Annotated in this window: 19 protein-coding genes; 8 read left to right on the forward strand and 11 right to left on the reverse strand. The window is 67.8% G+C overall.

What is annotated here, in order from left to right:
* The coding region (locus U3A55_RS08425; RefSeq protein WP_330991049.1) for a DUF7858 family protein at nucleotides 1–418 on the forward strand (418 nt) is incomplete at its 5' end.
* On the opposite strand, the gene U3A55_RS08430 is transcribed toward U3A55_RS08425, so the two are convergent.
* From U3A55_RS08430 to U3A55_RS08440, 3 genes are read right to left on the reverse strand one after another with little or no spacing between them, the layout of a single operon-like run.
* Entirely contained in the window at nucleotides 410–1,144 is a 735-nt protein-coding gene (locus U3A55_RS08430; protein ID WP_330991050.1) for an AAA family ATPase, read from the reverse strand. The two genes, U3A55_RS08425 and U3A55_RS08430, sit on opposite strands and share 9 nt — an antisense overlap.
* 51 nt (nucleotides 1,145–1,195) lie before the next feature.
* The gene (locus tag U3A55_RS08435) at nucleotides 1,196–1,636 is read right to left on the reverse strand and encodes an HIT family protein (protein ID WP_330991051.1); all 441 of its coding nucleotides are present in this window, start codon (nucleotides 1,634–1,636) and stop codon (nucleotides 1,196–1,198) included.
* A 37-nt stretch (nucleotides 1,637–1,673) separates the two neighbouring features.
* A complete protein-coding gene (locus U3A55_RS08440) occupies nucleotides 1,674–2,243 on the reverse strand; it encodes a GNAT family N-acetyltransferase (protein WP_330991112.1) in 570 nt (189 codons plus the stop codon).
* A 168-nt stretch (nucleotides 2,244–2,411) separates the two neighbouring features.
* Between U3A55_RS08440 and U3A55_RS08445 the strand changes: the two genes are divergently transcribed.
* Together U3A55_RS08445 and ileS are read left to right on the forward strand one after the other, a co-directional pair.
* Entirely contained in the window at nucleotides 2,412–2,639 is a 228-nt protein-coding gene (locus tag U3A55_RS08445; RefSeq protein WP_330991052.1) for a hypothetical protein, read from the forward strand.
* Nucleotides 2,640–2,687: 48 nt separating this feature from the next.
* Entirely contained in the window at nucleotides 2,688–5,912 is a 3,225-nt protein-coding gene (ileS, locus tag U3A55_RS08450) for an isoleucine--tRNA ligase (protein ID WP_330991053.1), read from the forward strand.
* Here the strand turns inward: ileS and U3A55_RS08455 are convergent.
* The gene (locus tag U3A55_RS08455) at nucleotides 5,909–6,751 is read right to left on the reverse strand and encodes a ribose-phosphate diphosphokinase (protein ID WP_330991054.1); all 843 of its coding nucleotides are present in this window, start codon (nucleotides 6,749–6,751) and stop codon (nucleotides 5,909–5,911) included. The genes ileS and U3A55_RS08455 overlap by 4 nt on opposite strands.
* A gap of 87 nt (nucleotides 6,752–6,838) precedes the next feature.
* Between U3A55_RS08455 and U3A55_RS08460 the strand changes: the two genes are divergently transcribed.
* The gene (locus tag U3A55_RS08460; protein ID WP_330991055.1) at nucleotides 6,839–7,684 is read left to right on the forward strand and encodes an ArsR/SmtB family transcription factor; all 846 of its coding nucleotides are present in this window, start codon (nucleotides 6,839–6,841) and stop codon (nucleotides 7,682–7,684) included.
* On the opposite strand, the gene U3A55_RS08465 is transcribed toward U3A55_RS08460, so the two are convergent.
* Nucleotides 7,681–8,460, reverse strand: coding sequence for an HVO_0234 family beta-propeller protein (locus tag U3A55_RS08465; RefSeq protein WP_330991056.1), 780 nt, complete (start codon nucleotides 8,458–8,460; stop codon nucleotides 7,681–7,683). The genes U3A55_RS08460 and U3A55_RS08465 overlap by 4 nt on opposite strands.
* Nucleotides 8,461–8,525: 65 nt before the next feature.
* Here U3A55_RS08465 and U3A55_RS08470 point away from each other — a divergent pair, with 65 nt between their 5' ends.
* Together U3A55_RS08470 and glmM are read left to right on the forward strand one after the other, a co-directional pair.
* Nucleotides 8,526–8,933 (forward strand): hypothetical protein, encoded by a 408-nt coding sequence (locus U3A55_RS08470; RefSeq protein ID WP_330991057.1) that lies wholly within the window; start codon nucleotides 8,526–8,528, stop codon nucleotides 8,931–8,933.
* Between the two features lie 36 nt (nucleotides 8,934–8,969).
* Nucleotides 8,970–10,319 (forward strand): phosphoglucosamine mutase, encoded by a 1,350-nt coding sequence (gene glmM, locus U3A55_RS08475; protein ID WP_330991058.1) that lies wholly within the window; start codon nucleotides 8,970–8,972, stop codon nucleotides 10,317–10,319.
* Here the strand turns inward: glmM and U3A55_RS08480 are convergent.
* From U3A55_RS08480 to U3A55_RS08495, 4 genes are read right to left on the reverse strand one after another with little or no spacing between them, the layout of a single operon-like run.
* Nucleotides 10,316–11,422 carry a DUF7118 family protein gene (locus tag U3A55_RS08480; RefSeq protein ID WP_330991059.1) on the reverse strand — a complete coding sequence of 369 codons (1,107 nt, stop codon included), beginning with the start codon at nucleotides 11,420–11,422 and terminating at the stop codon, nucleotides 10,316–10,318. The two genes, glmM and U3A55_RS08480, sit on opposite strands and share 4 nt — an antisense overlap.
* Nucleotides 11,406–11,780, reverse strand: a complete 375-nt coding sequence (hisI, locus tag U3A55_RS08485; RefSeq protein WP_330991060.1) for a phosphoribosyl-AMP cyclohydrolase — start codon at nucleotides 11,778–11,780, stop codon at nucleotides 11,406–11,408. Before hisI ends, U3A55_RS08480 begins: the two co-directional genes overlap by 17 nt.
* Nucleotides 11,781–11,817: 37 nt before the next feature.
* Nucleotides 11,818–12,126 carry a hypothetical protein gene (locus tag U3A55_RS08490; RefSeq protein WP_330991061.1) on the reverse strand — a complete coding sequence of 103 codons (309 nt, stop codon included), beginning with the start codon at nucleotides 12,124–12,126 and terminating at the stop codon, nucleotides 11,818–11,820.
* Between the two features lie 37 nt (nucleotides 12,127–12,163).
* Nucleotides 12,164–13,132, reverse strand: a complete 969-nt coding sequence (locus U3A55_RS08495) for an A24 family peptidase (protein WP_330991062.1) — start codon at nucleotides 13,130–13,132, stop codon at nucleotides 12,164–12,166.
* A gap of 310 nt (nucleotides 13,133–13,442) precedes the next feature.
* Here U3A55_RS08495 and U3A55_RS08500 point away from each other — a divergent pair, with 310 nt between their 5' ends.
* Nucleotides 13,443–14,849 (forward strand): ATP-binding protein, encoded by a 1,407-nt coding sequence (locus tag U3A55_RS08500; protein WP_330991063.1) that lies wholly within the window; start codon nucleotides 13,443–13,445, stop codon nucleotides 14,847–14,849.
* Between the two features lie 358 nt (nucleotides 14,850–15,207).
* On the opposite strand, the gene fer is transcribed toward U3A55_RS08500, so the two are convergent.
* Complete coding sequence (fer, locus tag U3A55_RS08505) at nucleotides 15,208–15,597, reverse strand: ferredoxin Fer (RefSeq protein WP_330991064.1); 390 nt, start codon at nucleotides 15,595–15,597, stop codon at nucleotides 15,208–15,210.
* 52 nt (nucleotides 15,598–15,649) lie between these two features.
* Nucleotides 15,650–16,804 carry an inorganic phosphate transporter gene (locus tag U3A55_RS08510; RefSeq protein ID WP_330991065.1) on the reverse strand — a complete coding sequence of 385 codons (1,155 nt, stop codon included), beginning with the start codon at nucleotides 16,802–16,804 and terminating at the stop codon, nucleotides 15,650–15,652.
* A gap of 82 nt (nucleotides 16,805–16,886) precedes the next feature.
* Between U3A55_RS08510 and hisA the strand changes: the two genes are divergently transcribed.
* Nucleotides 16,887–17,615 (forward strand): 1-(5-phosphoribosyl)-5-[(5-phosphoribosylamino)methylideneamino]imidazole-4-carboxamide isomerase, encoded by a 729-nt coding sequence (gene hisA / locus U3A55_RS08515; protein ID WP_330991066.1) that lies wholly within the window; start codon nucleotides 16,887–16,889, stop codon nucleotides 17,613–17,615.
* Nucleotides 17,616–17,628 lie beyond the last annotated feature (13 nt).

The raw sequence follows: 17,628 nt of genomic DNA on the forward strand, positions 1-17,628 counted from the left end.
GGAGGTGACGACGACCCAGCGCGCGCGCGGGCCGACGACCGTCGAGGGGACCGAACGCGCGCTCACGGACCGCCTGGTGCCGTTCGCAGCCGACCTCCCGTGTGACGCGGCGACCGCGGGGGCCCTGCTCGACGCGTACTCCGACGGCGGAAGCGTCGAGGACGCCGCGCGCGCCGCGGGACTGGCGCCGGTGGCGGGCGCGAAGGCGCTGCACTTGCTCGGCGTGGACGGTCTCACGCCGCTGTCACCGCTCGCCCGCGACATCGTGGCGGACTGGCTCGCCGGCGAGCTACCGCGGTCGGACGCGCTCGCGCTGACGGGCGTGAGCGAGCACGAGTTCGCGCTCGGCGCGTTCGTGGAAGCGCACGACCCGCTCCCGGACGCGCGGGCGGTCGTGGACGGCGAGTTCCTACGGTAGCCGACGGCGGAGGGCGTCCAGCCGCCCCGTCGGTTCTTCGAGGTCGAGATTGAGGGCGAACAGGGTCTCCGCGAGCCGACCAGCGGCCCGTGCAGCCGTCGTGCCGGGCGTCGCGGCGACGGCGTCGTCACCGTGGTCGGGGAGCGTCAGGTCGGCGTCCGGCGGCGCGGCGTCCGGCGTAGTGCGGGTGGCAACAACGGTGTCGGCGCTTGCGCCCACATCGGCGAGGCGGCCGCGTTCGCGGGCGGTGGCGTCGGTGCCGCGCGGCGTTCCGGGAGCGACGAGCGCGACGCGGTCGGCGTCCGTCACTGCGGCGACGGCGGGGTTCGACGTGACGGGCGGCGTGTCGAGGAGGACGTGGTCGAAGTCGGCGAGCGCCTCGTCGAGAATCCCGCGGAGTCGCCGGGCGGCATCCGGAGTCTTCGCGTCGGCGACGCGGACGAACGGCGCATGAGCGGGAGCAAGCGCGAGGCGGCCGGGCGCGTCCACCGGGTAGTCGTGGAGTGCGTCCGCGAGCGCGGCGTCGGGGTCGGTGAGGAGCGTCGCCGTATCGGTCGTGATGTCGCCGCGGACGTGTCGTGCGAGGCCCTGTGTGTCAAAATCGAGGTCGAGGACGAGCGCGTCGCGGTCGGCGGCGGCGAGCGCCGCGCCGAGTTCGAGGCAGACACGAGTGGTGCCCGCACCGCCAACGGTGCCGACGAACGCCACAGTTCGGGGAGAGTCCATCAGCAACTCTACTGTCGTTCTTGGATTAAAATATCCCTATTTCCCCCGGAATTAGCTCGGGGTGTGGTCGCCGGCCGCGTCCGCGATGTCCGCGGCGAGGTCGTCGAGTTCGGCGTCGGCGAGGTCGGGCGGACTACCGGCGACGGCGTGGATGGGACTGCCGCCGTCGTCCTCGAAGCGCGGGACGATGTGGCCGTGGACGTGCGGGACCTCCTGGCCGGCGGCCGCGCCGTTGTTGAACCCGATGTTCGAGCCGTCAGCGTCCACGGCGTCCTCCACGATGGGCGTGAGGTAGTGGATGGCCGCGAACATCATCTCGCCGGGTTCGGGCGGAACCTCGTCGAGCGTCTCGTAGTGGTCCTTCGGGATGACGAGCGTGTGCCCGGGCGCGATGGGGTTCGCGTCGAGGAACGCGAGCACGTCCTCGTCCTCGTACACGACGCGCGCGGGGATGTCGCCGTCGACGATCTGGCAGAAGATGCAGTCGTCCATACGCGAGGACACGGCGGGCGGGAGTAAGAAAGTACGGCTACAGGGAGGTGTCGGTCCAGACGCCGTCGGCGGGCGGGCGGCGCATCGTGTACTCGCAGGGGCGCGTAGTGACGGTCTCGAATCCGAGGTTCTCGTAGAGCGCGACGGCGGGGCGGTTGCTGCGTTCGACGTGCAGGCGGACGGCGACGCCGGCCTCGTCGGCGCGCGCGAGCAGGGAGCGAAGGAGGGCGGTGCCGACGTGCGCGCCCTGGTAGTCGTGGTGGACGAAGATGGCGAGTTCGTACGCGCCGTCGTGGTCGGGAACCAAGGCGGCGTGACCGACGGGGTCGCCGTCGTGACTGGCGACGACGTGGTAGCCGTCGCGGAGGCCGGAGAGCCAGGCCGCTATCTGCGGGACGCCGGCGGGCGGGATGCCCTGCGCGCGATCCGCGGGGTCGAAGTCGTCGTACATCCCGACGAGGGCGTCGAGTTCACGTTCGGGGAGCCGCGGGTAGGTGCGGAGGGTGAGCGTGCGTCCCTCGTCGTCGACGACTGACCGGACGACCGGTCGGGGGGTTCGGTCGCCGAACAGTGCACCATCATCGTTTTTTGTGTTCGTTTCGGCCATCGTTCTCACGGCTTATCGTACTCTCTGCCAGATATATACGTATTCCCCATATATTTGTCCAATTAGAAGGGTGTATGGTGGAGAGACTAGTGAACGACAATGTGATAATATACATACTAGGTCCAGACGTTCGAAAAGAGCCTTGAGTGTCGACGGCGGAGAGAGGATATGCTCGAACTCGTCGTCGAACTCGCAGAACCGCTCGCGTTCGCGCTCGGTGCGCTCGTATTCTCGATTGCGGGCGCGATAATCGACCTCACCGCCGTCTCGACGTACAGCGGCGGGCAGACGGCGCTCGCGCTCTGGATGGCGTTCGTCGGGTCCGCCGCGCTCTACGCCGGCCTGTTCCTGTTCGGGTCGGAAGCCCGGAAGCGACTGGCCGCGCGAGAGGCGTAGACTGCAGGACCGAACACCCTTTTAGCGGGGCGCGTGACAGACACGCGTATGGAACGCTTCGCTTCGGTCCCCGACCAGTACGACCCGGAGGACGTGCGAGAACGGGTGTTCGAGTACTGGGACGAGGTCGACGCATACGAACGGACGAAACAGCATCGGGCGGACGGCGAGGACTTCTTCTTCGTGGACGGCCCGCCGTACACGAGCGGCGCCGCCCATCTCGGAACGACGTGGAACAAGACGCTGAAGGACGCCTACATCCGCTACCACCGGATGCTCGGGTACGACGTGACGGACCGCCCGGGCTACGACATGCACGGCCTCCCCATCGAGACGAAAGTCGAGGAGAAACTGGGGTTCGAGAACAAGAAGGACATCGAGGAGTACGGCATCGAGAAGTTCATCGAGGAGTGCAAGACGTTCGCGGAGTCCCAGCTGGAGGGACTGCAGGAGGACTTCAAGTCCTTCGGCGTGTGGATGGACTGGGAGAACCCCTACAGGACCATCGACCCGACGTACATGGAGGCCGCGTGGTGGGGTTTCTCGCGCGCCGCCGAGCGCGACCTCGTCGAGCAGGGAAAGCGCTCAATCAGTCAGTGTCCGCGCTGCGAGACCGCCATCGCGAACAACGAAGTCGAGTACGAGGACGTCGAGGACCCGACGGTCTACGTGAAGTTCCCGCTCAGCGAGGGCGAGGGAAGCGACGAGGAGGGGAGTCTCGTCATCTACACGACGACGCCGTGGACGATCCCCGCGAACGAGTTCGTCGCCGTGCACGAGGACCTCACGTACCAGAAGGTCGCCGCGGAGAAGGACGGCGAGCGCGAGGTCATCTACGTCGCGGAGGACTGCGTGGAGAACGTCCTCTCGAAGGGCCGCTACGACGACTACGAGGTGCTCGACTCCTTCCCCGGCAGCCACATGCTCGGCTGGGAGTACGACCACCCGCTCCGCGAGGAAGTCCCCGACAACCCCGACACCGAGGACACAGGCCGTGTCTACCACGCGGACTACGTCGAGGCCGAGGACACCGGTCTCGTGCACTCCGCGCCCGGCCACGGTGAGGTGGACTTCGAGCGCGGCGAGGAACTCGGCCTCCCCGTCTTCTGCCCCGTCGACGGCGACGGCACGTACACTGACGCGGGCGGGAAGTACGAGGGCCAGTTCGTGAAGGACGCAGACGAGGACATCACGGAAGACCTCGCGCGGAAGGGACTCCTGCTCGCCTCCGGCACCGTAACGCACTCGTACGGTCACTGCTGGCGGTGCGACACCCCCATCCTCCAGCTCGCGACCGACCAGTGGTTCATCACAATCACCGACGTGAAAGAGGACCTCCTCGACAACATGGAGGACTCGGAGTGGCACCCGCAGTGGGCGCGCGACAATCGGTTCAGGGACTTCATCGAGAGCGCGCCGGACTGGAACGTCTCTCGCCAGCGCTACTGGGGGATTCCCGTCCCCATCTGGGTGGCGGAGGGGACGAAGGGCGAGAACCCGGAGGACCGCATCGTCGTCGGCAGCCGGGAGGAACTCGCGGAACTCGCGGACCAGGACCTCGACCCCGACGAGATGGACATCCACAAACCCACCGTGGACGACGTGACCATCACGCAGGATGGCGTGACGTACGAGCGCGTCCCGGACGTGTTCGACGTGTGGCTCGACAGCTCGGTGGCCTCGTGGGGGACCGTGAACTACCCGAGCGAGGAGGAGGGCTTCGAGGAACTCTGGCCCGCCGACCTCATCATGGAGGCGCACGACCAGACCCGCGGCTGGTTCTGGAGCCAGCTCGGAATGGGGACGGCCGCGATGGACGAAGTCCCCTACGACGAAGTCCTGATGCACGGGTTCGCGAACGACGAAAACGGCCGGAAGATGTCGAAGAGCGTGGGGAACGTCGTGCAGCCCGGCGAGGCCATCGAGCGCTACGGCGCGGACGCGATGCGGATGTTCCTCCTCTCCGTCACGCCGCAGGGCGACGACATGCGGTTCTCGTGGGACGAGATGGAGAACATGGCGCGCGACCTCAACATCCTCTGGAACGTCTTCCGCTTCCCGCTTCCCTACATGCGGATGGACGGCTTCGACCCCGACGTGCCCGAGTCCGCCGGCGGGAGCGGCGTCGAACTCGCCGTGGACGACGAGGCCCTGCTCGTGGAGGACGAGTGGCTGCTCTCCCGCCTCCAGGAAGTCAAGCACGAGATGAGCGACTACTGGGAGGACTTCGAGCAGCACCGCGCGCTCGACGAACTCCTCACGTTCGTCGTCGAGGACGTCTCGCGGTACTACGTCCAGCTCGTCCGCGACCGCGTCTGGGAGGAAGAACAGACCGAGGCGAAGACCGCGGCGTACGCGACGCTCTACAAGGTCCTCCTCGAGGTCGTGCAGCTGCTCGCGCCGTACGCGCCGTTCGTCAGCGAGGAGATCTACGGGCATCTCACGGGCGACGAGGGCCATCCGACCGTCCACATGTGCGACTGGCCGACGGAGACGGAGCGGTACCGGCAGCCCGCGCTCGAAGACGACGTGGCCGTCCTCCGGAACATCGAGGAGGCAGGCGGGAACGCCCGCCAGCAGGCCGGCCGGAAGCTCCGGTGGCCGGTCGCGGAGGTCACCGTGGACGCCGACTCGGAAGCGGTCGCGGACGCCGTGAACAGCCATCGCGGCCTGCTCGCGGACCGCCTGAACGCCCGCACCGTCACGGTCGTCGGTCCGGAGAAAAATTATGGAAACGTCGAGTACTCCGCGCGCGCCGACATGAGCGTGCTCGGCCCCGCGTTCGGCGGGGACGCCGGCGACGTGATGCAGGCGCTGAACGACGCGCGGGTCGCGAGCGACGACCTCACCGAACTCGAAACCGTCGTGAGTGACGCGCTCGGCCGCGAGGTCGACCTCACGCCGGAGATGGTGGAGTTCGTGGAGGAGACGCCGGACGACGTGGCGGCGACGGACTTCGACGGCGGCACCGTCTACCTCGACACCACGCTGGACGACGACGTGGAGAGCGAAGGGTACGCCCGCGAGGTCATCCGGCGCGCCCAGGAGCTCCGGAAGGACCTCGACCTCGACATGGACGCCCAGATTCGCCTCGACGTGCAGGTGTTCGACGAGCGCGTCGCCCGGTTGGTCCACGAGCGCGAAGACCTCATCAAGGAAGAAGTGCGAGCGCGCGAACTCGCGGAAGTCAGCGAGGACACCGCGAACGCGGTCGTGGAGGAGTACGAGGACGTCGAGGGCATGCGGATGGTGCTCGGCGTGCAGAAGGTTTAGTCGAGTTCGGCGGCGACGGCTTCGGCGGCGCTGACTTCGCTGACGGCTCGCTCGATGGTGTCAGTCCCGTAGATTTTCTCCGCGCCGGCGTTCGCGAGTTTGGTGCGGGCGTTCCCGGCGAGCAGCGGGTGGACGCACGTGACGAAGACGCGCTCGGGCGCGTCGAGGACGCTGATGGCTTCGCTCATCGTGGAGCCGGTCGCGATGATGTCGTCCACGACGACCACGTCCCGCCCCGATACGTCGGTGTCGCTCGGTTCGATGTCGACCTCGGTGCCGGAGTGCCGGGTCTTCTCGAAGTAGTCGGCGTCGCCGGGGCCGTAGGCGTCCCGGACCGATTGGGCGAGGTGGATAGCGCCGGCGTCCGGCGCGATGAACACGGGGTCGCGGAGGTCGTCCGGGAGCGCCGCCGCGAGCCGGGGTGCGGCGTTCACGTTCTCCGTCGGCACGGTGAAGAAGTCACAGACGCCCGTCTCGTGGACGTTCACGGTGAGCACGCGGTCCGTACCGGTGGAGACGGCGCGCGCCATCGCCCGCGCCGACACGGGTTCGCCGGGTTCGAACGCCTCGTCCTGGCGCGCGTACCCCATGTAGGGGAGGACGGTGACGACCTCGTCCGCGCCCGCCTCGCGCGCGGCGTCCTGTAACTGGAGGAGTTCGACGTAGTCCTCGTCCGCCGTCGTGCTGCAGACGACGATTGCCCGGCCCTCGATTGGGGGGACGCGCACGAGGCGTTCGCCGTCCGGGAACCGCTCGTACTCCACGTCCGCGAGCGGCTCCCCGAGTTCCGCGGCGAGCGCGGCGGCGAGCCCCTGCGAGGACGACCCGCTGACTATCATACCTGAGTCCTGTAGCGGACGGGGGGTATCGGTTTCGGTCCGCGCCACACGGAAAGCACTTGTCGGCGCATCCCACAGTCTCGGTCGATGAGTCGGCTGTTCCCGTTCCGGTCGCCCGCGTCCTCCGACGCCGAGGAGGCGCGGCTGGTCGACATCTCGGAGGACGCCGCGGACGACGTGTTCGCCGCGCTCTCCTCGGGGACGGCGCGCGCCGCGTACAAGGCGCTCCACGACGACCCCCGGACGGCGTCCGACCTCGCGGACGTGACGGACACGACGGTGCAGAACGTCCGCTACCACCTCGACAACCTCCGGGACGCCGGACTGGTGGAGGTCGTGGACACGTGGTACTCGGAGCGCGGCACGGAGATGAAGGTGTACGCGCCGACGGACACGAGCCTCGTCGTGTTCGCTGGTGACGACGACGACCGCTCCACCCTCATGACGGTGCTGCGCGAACTCGTCGGCGGCGTCGGCGCGCTCGCGGTCGGCGCGGTCGCCGTCCAGCGGTTCGTGGAGGAGGGTACGCTCGCCCCCAGCTCCGGCGCGCCGAGCGGGAACGTCACCGAGACTATAACCACGACGACGGACGGCGGGACGATTGCGGAGACCACAACCGACGCGGTGACGACCGCAACCCAGACCACGGACGCGGTGACGACGATGACGCGAACCACGGCGGAGGCCACGGGAACGCAGGTGTCGTACACCCAGACCACGACGGAGACGGTGACGCACGCCACGCAGACGACGGAGGCGCCGACGGTTGCGACGACCGCCGCGGACACGGTGACGCGAACCGCAACGCAGACCGCGACGACGGCGACGGACGCCGCGACCGCCAGCCCGGACGTGCTCGCGCCCGGCATCGTCTTCTTCCTCGGCGGGCTCGTCGTTCTGCTCGCCGTCCTCGCGTACCGGCACGCGCGCTAGGGCACGGCGATGCCGGCCACGTCCCGCAGACCCAGGCTCCGGGAGCGCCAGCCGTCACCGGCGTTCACGCACAGCGTCGCGTCCGCCGTTATCGCGTAGACGGCACCGTCGCCGTGCGCCACGTCCACGAGACGGGCGTCGGTTCCGGTGGAGCGCTCGGTCCAGCCGTCGGCTGTGCGCTCGTAGAGCGCGCCGTCCACGACGGCGTGCGCGCGGTCGCCGTCCGCGACCACGGCGGTCACGTCCCTCGAAACCTCGTTCAGCCAACCGTTCCCGAGCCGGAACAGGCCCTCCGCGGTCGCGGCGTACGGACCCGCGGCCGCCACATCGGTGGCGTCGTCCAGGCCGGCGTGTTCGACGCCGTCGGCGTAGAGGCGGTAGACGCCGTCCGCGGCCGCGACGAGGTCGCCGTCGATGGCGCGGGCGTCCGCGACCGTCCCGCGCTCTACCCACTCGCCGTCGGCGTACTCGGCGAGCGCACCCGCGGAATCGGTGGCAAGGAGGCCTCCTCCGTAGCCGACGGCGACGGCGTCCGGGAATCCGATTTCCTCGAACTCGTCCTCGTCGGCGGTGACGACGACGCCGTCGTCGGTGGCGACCGCACCCCCGCCGGGACGGGCCGCGACATCGCGGGCGGTGCAGCGGTGCGCGAGCCCGAACCGGCCGATCTGGTCGGCGGACACGGACACCGACGCGACGCCCATGCCGGTGGCGACGAGCACCACCTCGCTGTCCTCCTTCTCGGCGTACACGCGTTTCTCGTCGATAGTCGTCATACCCGACGCATCGGGTTTCGGCGGGAAAGCGTTGCGGCTATCCGCCTCGACTGAGAAGAGCGAGTATGAAGCGACGCGGGTTCCTCGCGGCGGCCGGAACCGGAGTGGCGGGCGCGCTCGCGGGTTGTTCGGGCGTCTTGAGCACGCAGTCCCCGGAGTGGCGGTTGCGCGCGATGGCCATCACGGAGGACACCGCGAGCGAGACGGACACCACCTGTACGCTGAACGAGCCGTTCGTGGAGGCGTACCCGAACCTCCAGAACGTGCTCGCACTCGCCGCACAGGCCGAGACCGGCGAGTGGCAGATAGTCCGCGTGAAGCTCGAAGCCGGGAACGAACTCGGGGACGCGCTCTACGATTTCTGCGGCGGCTCCATCCGGGGCGCGTACTACTACAAGGACCAGCCGTACTACATCAGCCTCGTCGACACCCGACCCGGGAACGACAAGGGACACGGCGCGCACGACCACTAACGGAACGCCTTAGGACGGCCGGACTAAGGGAAGCGTATGAAGGTGTTCGGGTCGAGCGGGACGCGGGGCGTGGCGAACGAGGAGCTCACGCCCGGGTTCGTTCTCGACGTGGCGAAGGCGGCGGGGACGCTCTGGGGGGCGGACCGCGTGGCTGTCGCGCGGGACACGCGCGCGACGGGCCGGATGCTCGCGAACGCGGCGACCGCTGGCTTGCAGGCCGTCGGGTCGGACGTGGACCGGCTCGGCGTCGTCCCAACTCCGAGCACCCAGGTGTACTGCGAGGAGGAGGGCGTGCCGGCGATGATGATTACCGCGTCGCACAATCCGCCCGAGTACAACGGCGTGAAGCTCGTCGGAGGGGATGGAATCGAACTCTCCGTGGACGAACTCGAACGCGTGGAGAACGTCTTCCTCGGGGACGGCTACGAGACCGTCTCGTGGGACGAGACCGGCGACGACCGCGACGTGGAGGACGCGCGCCGCCGGTACACGGACCAGCTCGTCGACGCCGTCGATGTCGAACGCATCCGGAATGCGGACCTCACCGTCGCGCTCGACCCCGGACACGGCGCCGGCGCGCTCACTAGCCCCGACTTCTACCGCGAACTCGGCTGCGAGGTCGTCACCGTGAACAGCCAGCCCGACGGCCGGTTCCCCGGCCGCGACCCCGAGCCGGTCGAGGAGAACCTCGCGGACCTCGGACGGCTCGTCGTCGCCGCGGACGCCGACGTGGGCATCGCGCACGACGGCGACGCCGACCGCGCCATCTTCTTCGACGAGACCGGTACCTACGTCGAGGGCGACGCCGCGCTCGCGAGCCTCGCCGCCGCCGAACTGGAAGAAGGAGACACCGCCGTTTCGGCGGTGAACGTCAGCCAGCGCCTCGTCGACGTGTGTGAGGACGCGGGCGCGACCCTCGACCTGACGCCGGTCGGGAGCACGCGAATCATGACCCGCATCCGCCAACTCCACGCGGAGGGCGAGACCGTTCCCGTGGCGGGCGAGGGGAACGGCGGTATCATCTTCCCGAACTACCGGCTCACGCGGGACGGCGCGTACACCGGCGCGCGCTTCCTCGAACTCCTCGCGGAAACGCCCGCGAGCGAGGTCGTCGAACCCTACGCCGACTACTGGAACGTCCGCGTGAACGTCCCCTACGACTCCGAGTCGGAGCGCGAACGCATCCTCGGCGCGGCGGAGGAGTACGCCCGCGACGCCGACGCCGACCTCACCACCGTCGACGGCTACCGCCTCGACTACGGCGACGCGTGGGTGCTCGCGCGCCCGAGCGGCACCGAACCCGTCGTCCGCGTGTACGCCGAAGCGACGAGCGCCGACCACGCCCGCGACCTCGCGGAGGAGTTCGCGGCCGCCATCGAACCCTAGTCGAGCGCCGCTTCCAGTTTCTCTCGTTCCTCCCGCACCGCTTCGAGTTCGTCGTCGACCGCGCCGGATTCGAGTTCCGCGCGCTCCTCGTCGGTGAGGTCTTCCTCCGCGACGGCGGCGGTGCGGAGGCGGTCGTAGTCCCCGCGGAGCGCGACGTTCCGCACCTCGCGCGCGAGCGCGACCGTCTCGTCGTCAGCGAACCGCGCCACGACGGCGACGAGTTCGCGCGCCCGATACCGGAGTTCGTCCGCCGGCAGCGGCGGCCACTCGACCGTGAGCGGGGCCGCGTCCAGCCGGTCGAGGTAGGTGGTGTTCCCGCCGACCGCGCGCTTCAACCGCTGGGGCTGCTCGACGTAGTGGTCGAGCTTCGACACCGAGTACTCCGCGAACTCCAGCAATTCGGAAATCGGTTTCTCGCCCGCCTCGGCGTCCGCGACGTACGCGTCGAGGTCGCTCGGCGGATGCGGGATACCGACGAGCGGATAGCCGGCGGCGGTCTCCGCGAAGTCGAGGAACTCGCGCGCGCTCGCCGACCCGCGGAAGTCGGAGAAGTCACCGCGAACGGCGTCGTTGTAGGACTCGATTGGGTCGCGGAGTTCCTCCGTCGGCGCGTCGAGGTCCGCGTTCCCGAGTTCGTGGAGGCGTTCGAGGTCCGCGAGCCGCTCCTCCACGGTGTCGAGCCGGTCGCGAACCGCGCGCATCGCCTCCCGGTAGCGCTCTCGTGCGTCCTCCCGCGCCTCCAGTAGTTCGCGGTACTCGCGTGCCGGCCCCAAGGCGTCGCGGGCGTTCTCGAAGTCGGACTCGGAGACGCGGCGCTTGTCCAGGCGGTCGTCGTACGCCTCGAACGCACCCCGCGCGGGGAAGTCCTCGGGGAGTTCGTCGAGCAGGTCGTCCACCTCGCCCTGGAACGCGACGAACGACTGGAAGTCGCCCGTCCCGGTCGCGGACTCCTCGTACTTCTCGAGCAACCGCTCCGCGCGCTCCAGTTTCTCGACGACGCGCTCGATGGTGTCCTCGCCGACCTCCTCGACGGCCGACTCCGCGTCCTCGCGGGCGGTCTCGGCGGCGTCGAGTTCGGCGAGGACGCTACTCGTAGACGGCATTCGGGTCGAACACCTGGTCGCCGACGGTGTCGCCGTCGAGCGTTCGATGGAAGCACGATTCGTAGCCCGTGTGGCACGCGCCGCCCGTCTGGTCCACGACGTAGAGCACGGCGTCGCCGTCGCAGTCCACGCGAACCTCCTCGATGTCCTGCGTGTGGCCGCTCGTCGCGCCCTTCTCCCAGAGTTCCTCCCGGGAGCGACTGTAGTAGTGCGCGCGCCCCGTCTCCTGGGACTTCGCGAGCGCCTCCCGGTTCGCGTACGCGAGCATCAGCACGTCGCCGGTGTCGGCGTCCTGCGCGACCGCGGGGACGAGGCCGTCGTCCCCGAAGTCGAGGTCCACGCCGAACTCTGATGACATGGGAGAATCGACGGTGCTGGTACGGATAATCTTTCTGTCAGCCCGCGGTGCGCCCCGTGACGACACGCCATCCGACGTAGCAGACGGCGGCGAGGATCAGCCCGAGGAGGAGGCCGTACAGCGTCCCCGTCGCTATCGTGACGAGCAGGACGAGGAGCGCGAGCAGCGCGACGACCATCGCGTGCCTGTCGTCCCGAGTGCGCACGACGGCCGCGACGGCGAAACAGGCGAGCGCGACGACGCCGCCGAGAATCGGCTGGAACGCGACGAGGACGGCGTACACGAAAACGGCGAGTCCGAGGAGGGCGAGACCGCCCGCGAGGGCGTCGTATCTGTCGAGAGCCATGTTTTCGGGTTCGGCCGGAACGGGAAGGACGTTTCGCCTACACGAGGCCGATGAGTCGCATCAGGGCGAACAGGAGGTCGCCGGCGGTGAGCGCCAGCAGGAGACCGACGAACAGCGGGACGATGAACGGAACGCCCGGCGTTATCCAGACGCGTTCCTGGTTCGTAATGACGTCGAGGCCGTCGCGGAGGTTCCCGGGCGTGGTTCCGTACGCCGTGGAGTCGATGTCGTCGAGGAAGCGCGCCGCCCCCCACGGGTCGTCGTACTCCGAGACATCCTCCCGGGGGGCGGGTTCGGACACGGGCGCGTGCGTCGCCTCTGTCGTCACGGACCCGTCCCCAGGGTCGTTCGCCTCCTCGGGAATGGTCGCGGGGTCGCGGTAGCGCTCCGGGTGGGCGAGCACCTGGCCGAGCGTGACGCCGCGCCACCGCAGGTACATCCGGAGCGCGTCCAGATCGAGGGCGCCGCGCGAGAACCCCTCGGGGGTTTCGAGGAGGCTGCCGTGCGCCTCCGCCAACTGATGGACCGCGATGGGCCGCCCGACGAACATCAGTTTCGAGACCACGCCCGCGAGCGCGTTCCGCAGGCCGAGTGCGAGCGGATACCCGAGACTCGCGAGCATCGCGTTCGTCACCACCGTCACCGAGAACACGCCGAGCTGGGTTCGGACGAGCGGGAGCGCGAGGTCCGCGACGTAGTAACTCGGATACGTCGGGTAGAGCAAGGCGACGACGCAGAACGCCTTGAAATCCGCGCCGCCGAACCCGCCGACGAACCAGAACACGTACGCCAGCGGAATCACCAGCAGGCTCACCACCGCCCGGACGAGGAAGAGGCTCGTGCGCTCGACGAGCACGTACTCCCACGCCAGCAGTCCGAGGCCGAGCGCGACGAACGGATACCAGAGTTCGTTCGGCACCCGCCGCACGCGCACGTCGTGGTAGGCCGCCCACGCCAGCGCCGGCACGAACAGGAGTCGAAGGATGTCGGGAATCGTCGCGTACACTACCCCAATCACTGGGGGCCGGCGTGTTAGGCGTTACTGCCCGCAATCGCCGCGACCGTCGAGCCGCCGGCTACGGGAGCGAGAAAGAACTGGAAAAGCTGGACGCCGCGTTGACGCAGGACGGCTGTCCTGCGAACCGTAACGCTGCCGCGTTAGATTGGTGCGGAACCTCGGTTCCGCGAACCGTAACGCTGCCGCGTTAGATGACGGGGTTCCCGTTACTGTTGCCTCAACTACCGTAGTTTGAACTACGATAGTTTAGACTACGCTATCTGCACGGTTTATGTGCTGGTGAGTCGAAAGTGAAGGTATGCCCGCGTTCGTCAACCGAGAACAGGAACTCGACAGACTCCACGAGTTATACGAGAGTAGGTCCGCGGAGTTGAGCGTCGTCTACGGACGCCGGCGGATGGGGAAGACAGCGCTCGTCGTCAAATCCATCGAAAACCGTGACGACGCGGTGTACCATCAAGCTGCACACGGGACGACGGAGCAACAACTCGACTCCTTCATCGCAGACGCCACAACGGTGTTCCCGAAAGTTAATCGGATTCGGAAGGACTGGGAGAACGTTCTTAGGTACCTCGCTGAGCAGGACGCGGTCGTCATCCTCGACGAGTTCCCGTATCTCGTTGGCGAAAACGAAGCGCTCCCCTCCCTCATACAGCGAATCTGGGACCACGAAGTCGCTGATACAGCTGCGACCTTCGTGTTGACTGGCTCGGCGATCGGGATGATACACAAAATCGCACTCGACGGGAGTTCACCGCTGTACGGGCGAATATCGAAACGGCCGAACGGGAAACTCGAAATCGGTCCGCTCCCGTTCGCGGCCGCGATGGAGTTCTTCCCGAACTACGCGCCAGCCGAACAGGTGATCGCATACGGTGTGTTCGGGGGGACACCGGAGTACCTCCGAGCAGTAGACGATACGCAGTCACTCCAAGGGAATATCACGGAGACCTTGCTGCTCCGGGATGGCGGCCTCCACGAGGAGCCCGAGGACGTCCTGTACCGGGAACTGGACGAGGTTGACCGGTATTTCGCCGTCCTGAAAGCGATGGCGGAGGGGAACCACAAGCGAAACGAGATCATTCAGGCGGCGGGCATCAACGCCAACAGCGCGAGTTACTACCTCTCCCGGCTGCGGGAACTCAAGATAATCGAGCAGGAGTACCCAGTAACCGTTGACCCGTCCCGGAGTCGGAACAGCCGGTATCGAATCAGGGACCAACTGTTCGCGTTCTGGTTCCGCTTCGTGCACGGCCGTTCGTCTCGGTACGAAGTGTTCGGAGCGGACGCGTACGACGAACTGGTCGAACCGCATCTTCCGGACTTCGTCAGTTCGTCGTTCGAACGACTCTGCCAGCGGGCAGTTCTCTACGAGTACGGGGACGGGTACACGTTCACGGAATCCCCCGGTCGGTGGTGGGACACCGACGGCCGTGAAATCGATATCGTGGCCCCGACGAACGGCGACACGCTACTGGTCGGGGAAGCGAAGTTCCAGCAACAACCGACGGGCTACGACGTGCTCGCCCAGCTCGAACGGGAGGCACCCGAAATCGAGTGGTCGCCGGCTGACAGCGACGTGAACTACGAATACGTACTGTTTAGCCGAAGCGGGTTCGCATCCTCAGTGGAGGAAGCGGCCGAGGAGCGGGACGACCTCGGTCTGTTCACAGTTGACGATGTCGTTGAGACCCTGTCCGAATAGCTGTTCCCGAGAATCACTTCCGTTCGTGTGCAGCAGTGATCGAAGGTGAAGGGCAAGCGAGAACACGAACGCTGCGTTGTCGGTGGAGTGTGGCTGAGCAGAAACATCGGTACGAGTGCGAGAGAAAGCGTGAGAGCCTCACACCTACTGACAGTACGACCCGCGTGCTATCAGTACGACTGTTTTGTACCCACGTTGTCAGAACGAAAGTGGGAAACGCGGGTCTGTTCTGAACGCAGTTAGTGCTGCAAGAGAAAACGGCCAGTAGAGACCGATTTCAGGCCGGAAACGGCTGGTCTGAACTATCGCCACCCCTGGAAGGGGCCGCGTCTGTGTAACGAGCGTTATACGCCGTTGTTTAGATGACGCGGTTCTGGAGGTAGTCGAGGTGCTTCGCGTTGTAGACGATGCGGACTTCCTCCGTCTCGGGGCTACCGATGCAGGTGAGGCGGACGTCCTTCTCCTCGACTTCCTCGTCGGAGAGAATCTGCTGCATGTCCATGTTGATCTCGCCCTCCTTGAGGATGGACGCGCAGTTCGCACACGCGCCGGCGCGACACGAGAACGGCCAGTCGTAGCCCTGTGCCTCGGCGGATTCGAGGATGTAGCCGCCCTGCGGTACGTCGAGTTCGCCGTAGTCCTCGGCGTCGAGGCCGGCGTCGGCGGCCTTCTCGAAGAGGTCGTCGTCCTCGATATCCCAGCCGTGGTCGTCCAGCACTTCGTAGTTGAGGTATTCGACGGTTGGCATCACCTGACGGTTCTACGGCCGGAGTCATATGGCTTGTGGGATGCGTCCGTCCTCAGGGCGTGTAAAGCGGTATCAGGCTGAACAGTCCCCACGAGGCGACCGCGGCGATGGAGGGCGTGAGCACCCAGAGCACGACGACGCGGGCGGTGGTGGTGGGGTTGAAGAGGTCGCTCGCGACGAGTTCGTCCGGGTCCTCCTCGCCCATCGCGGGGACTTCGTCGGGGCGGTCGGCTGCGAGCGCGTTCATGCTGACCTTCGCGTCCACGTCTCGGCGGGCGACGTCGCTCGCAGTGACGGTGCGGGTGGCGCGCCCCCAGCCCAGTCCGACGATGGACATGGTGGCTGAGACGGCGAGGCTGGCGGGGATGCCGATGACGGAAAGGAAGGTGATGAGGCTGGCGGAGACGACCTCGACGATGAGCGCGGCGAGCAACGGGAGGTCCGTCAGGTCGTTCCCGACCGTGTCGAGAGTGCGGCGGGCGATGGTGAACGCGCCGACGCCGATTGCCGCGCCGGCGAGCAGGACGCCGTTGCTGGCGGTGATGGCGTCGCTCCCGACGAGCGGGGCGACGGCGTTCGCGACGTTCGACGCGCCCGCGGAGAACGCCATGTAACAGCCGATAACGACCACGAGCGCGCTCGCGAGGAGTTCGCGGCCGGTAGCGTCGTCCGCGATACGGGGGCGGAGTCCCTCCAGGTATACCACGGAGCGTTCGGATTTCTCGATGGGGAACGCGGCGTCGAGGTAGGGGTAGAGGTAGCGGCCGATGACGGCGCACACCCAGAACGCGAGAATGGGTGCGACGAGCCACCAGATGACGATTTCGCCCATCACCGCCCAGTCGAGCGTGCCGGACGCGACGCCCAGTCCGGCGATGGCGCCGACGGCGGTCATGGACGTGGAGGCGGGGACGCCGAACGTGTTCGAGATGAAGAGCGCCAGCCCGACGAAGAAGAGGACGCCGACGGACGCGGCGAGCGTGAACGTGTCGGCGGGGACGATGTCGCCACCCATCGTGTCGATGACGTTCCGGCCGACGGTCCACCCGCCGAGCAGCGCGAACCCCGTCATGAGACCGGCCGCACCGAGTTTGGAGACGACGTTACTCCCGACGGCGGGGCCGAACGCGACGCCCGTCGACGACCCGCCGATGTTGAAACCGACGAACACGGCGACCGCGAGACCGACGACAAGGAGCAGTTCCATCTATCCCGGCTACTCGTTCGGGGCGTTTGAACCCCCCGAAGAACCGTCGGCGTTTTTCCCGGTCGGGTGTGAACTCAGGGGTATGTTCGAGTCCTTCGAAGTCGTCCCCGCGGTGGACATGCAGGACGGGGAGGCGGTGCAGTTGGTGCAGGGCGAGCGCGGAACGGGAACAACGTATGGGGACCCGCTCGCCGCCGCCGAAAACTGGGTGGATGAGGGCGCGGAAACTCTCCACGTCGTCGACCTCGACGGCGCGTTCGAGGGGCAGCGGAAGAACGCGGACGCCGTCGAGGCGATTCTCGCGGCCGTTGACGTCGACATTCAGCTCGGCGGCGGCGTGCGCACCGCGGCGGACGCGATGGGCCTCCTCCGCCTCGGCGTGGACCGCGTCATCCTCGGGACGGCGGCCGTCGAGGACCCCGAAATCGTGGACGTGGTGACGAACAGCTATCCCGACGGCGTGCTCGTCAGTCTCGACGCGAAGGGCGGCGAGGTCGTCGTCTCCGGGTGGACCGAAGGAACGGGTCTCGACCCCGCCGAGGCCGCGGGGCGCTACGAGGAGCTCGGCGCGTCCGGCATCCTGTTCACGGACGTGGACGTGGAGGGACAGGAAGCGGGCGTTCGAACCGAGGAAATCGAGCGCGTCGCAAGCGCCGTCGACATTCCCGTCGTCGCGTCGGGCGGCGTCGCCACCGTCGACGACGTGGTCGCGACGAAGGAGGCGGGCGCGGCCGCCGCCGTCGTCGGCACCGCGCTCTACGAGGGGAACTTCACGCTCCGGGAGGCGCAGGCGGCCGTCGGGCAGCGCTAGACCCTTGTGGGGG

This window comes from Salarchaeum sp. III (assembly GCF_036418315.1).
GTDB lineage: Archaea > Halobacteriota > Halobacteria > Halobacteriales > Halobacteriaceae > Salarchaeum.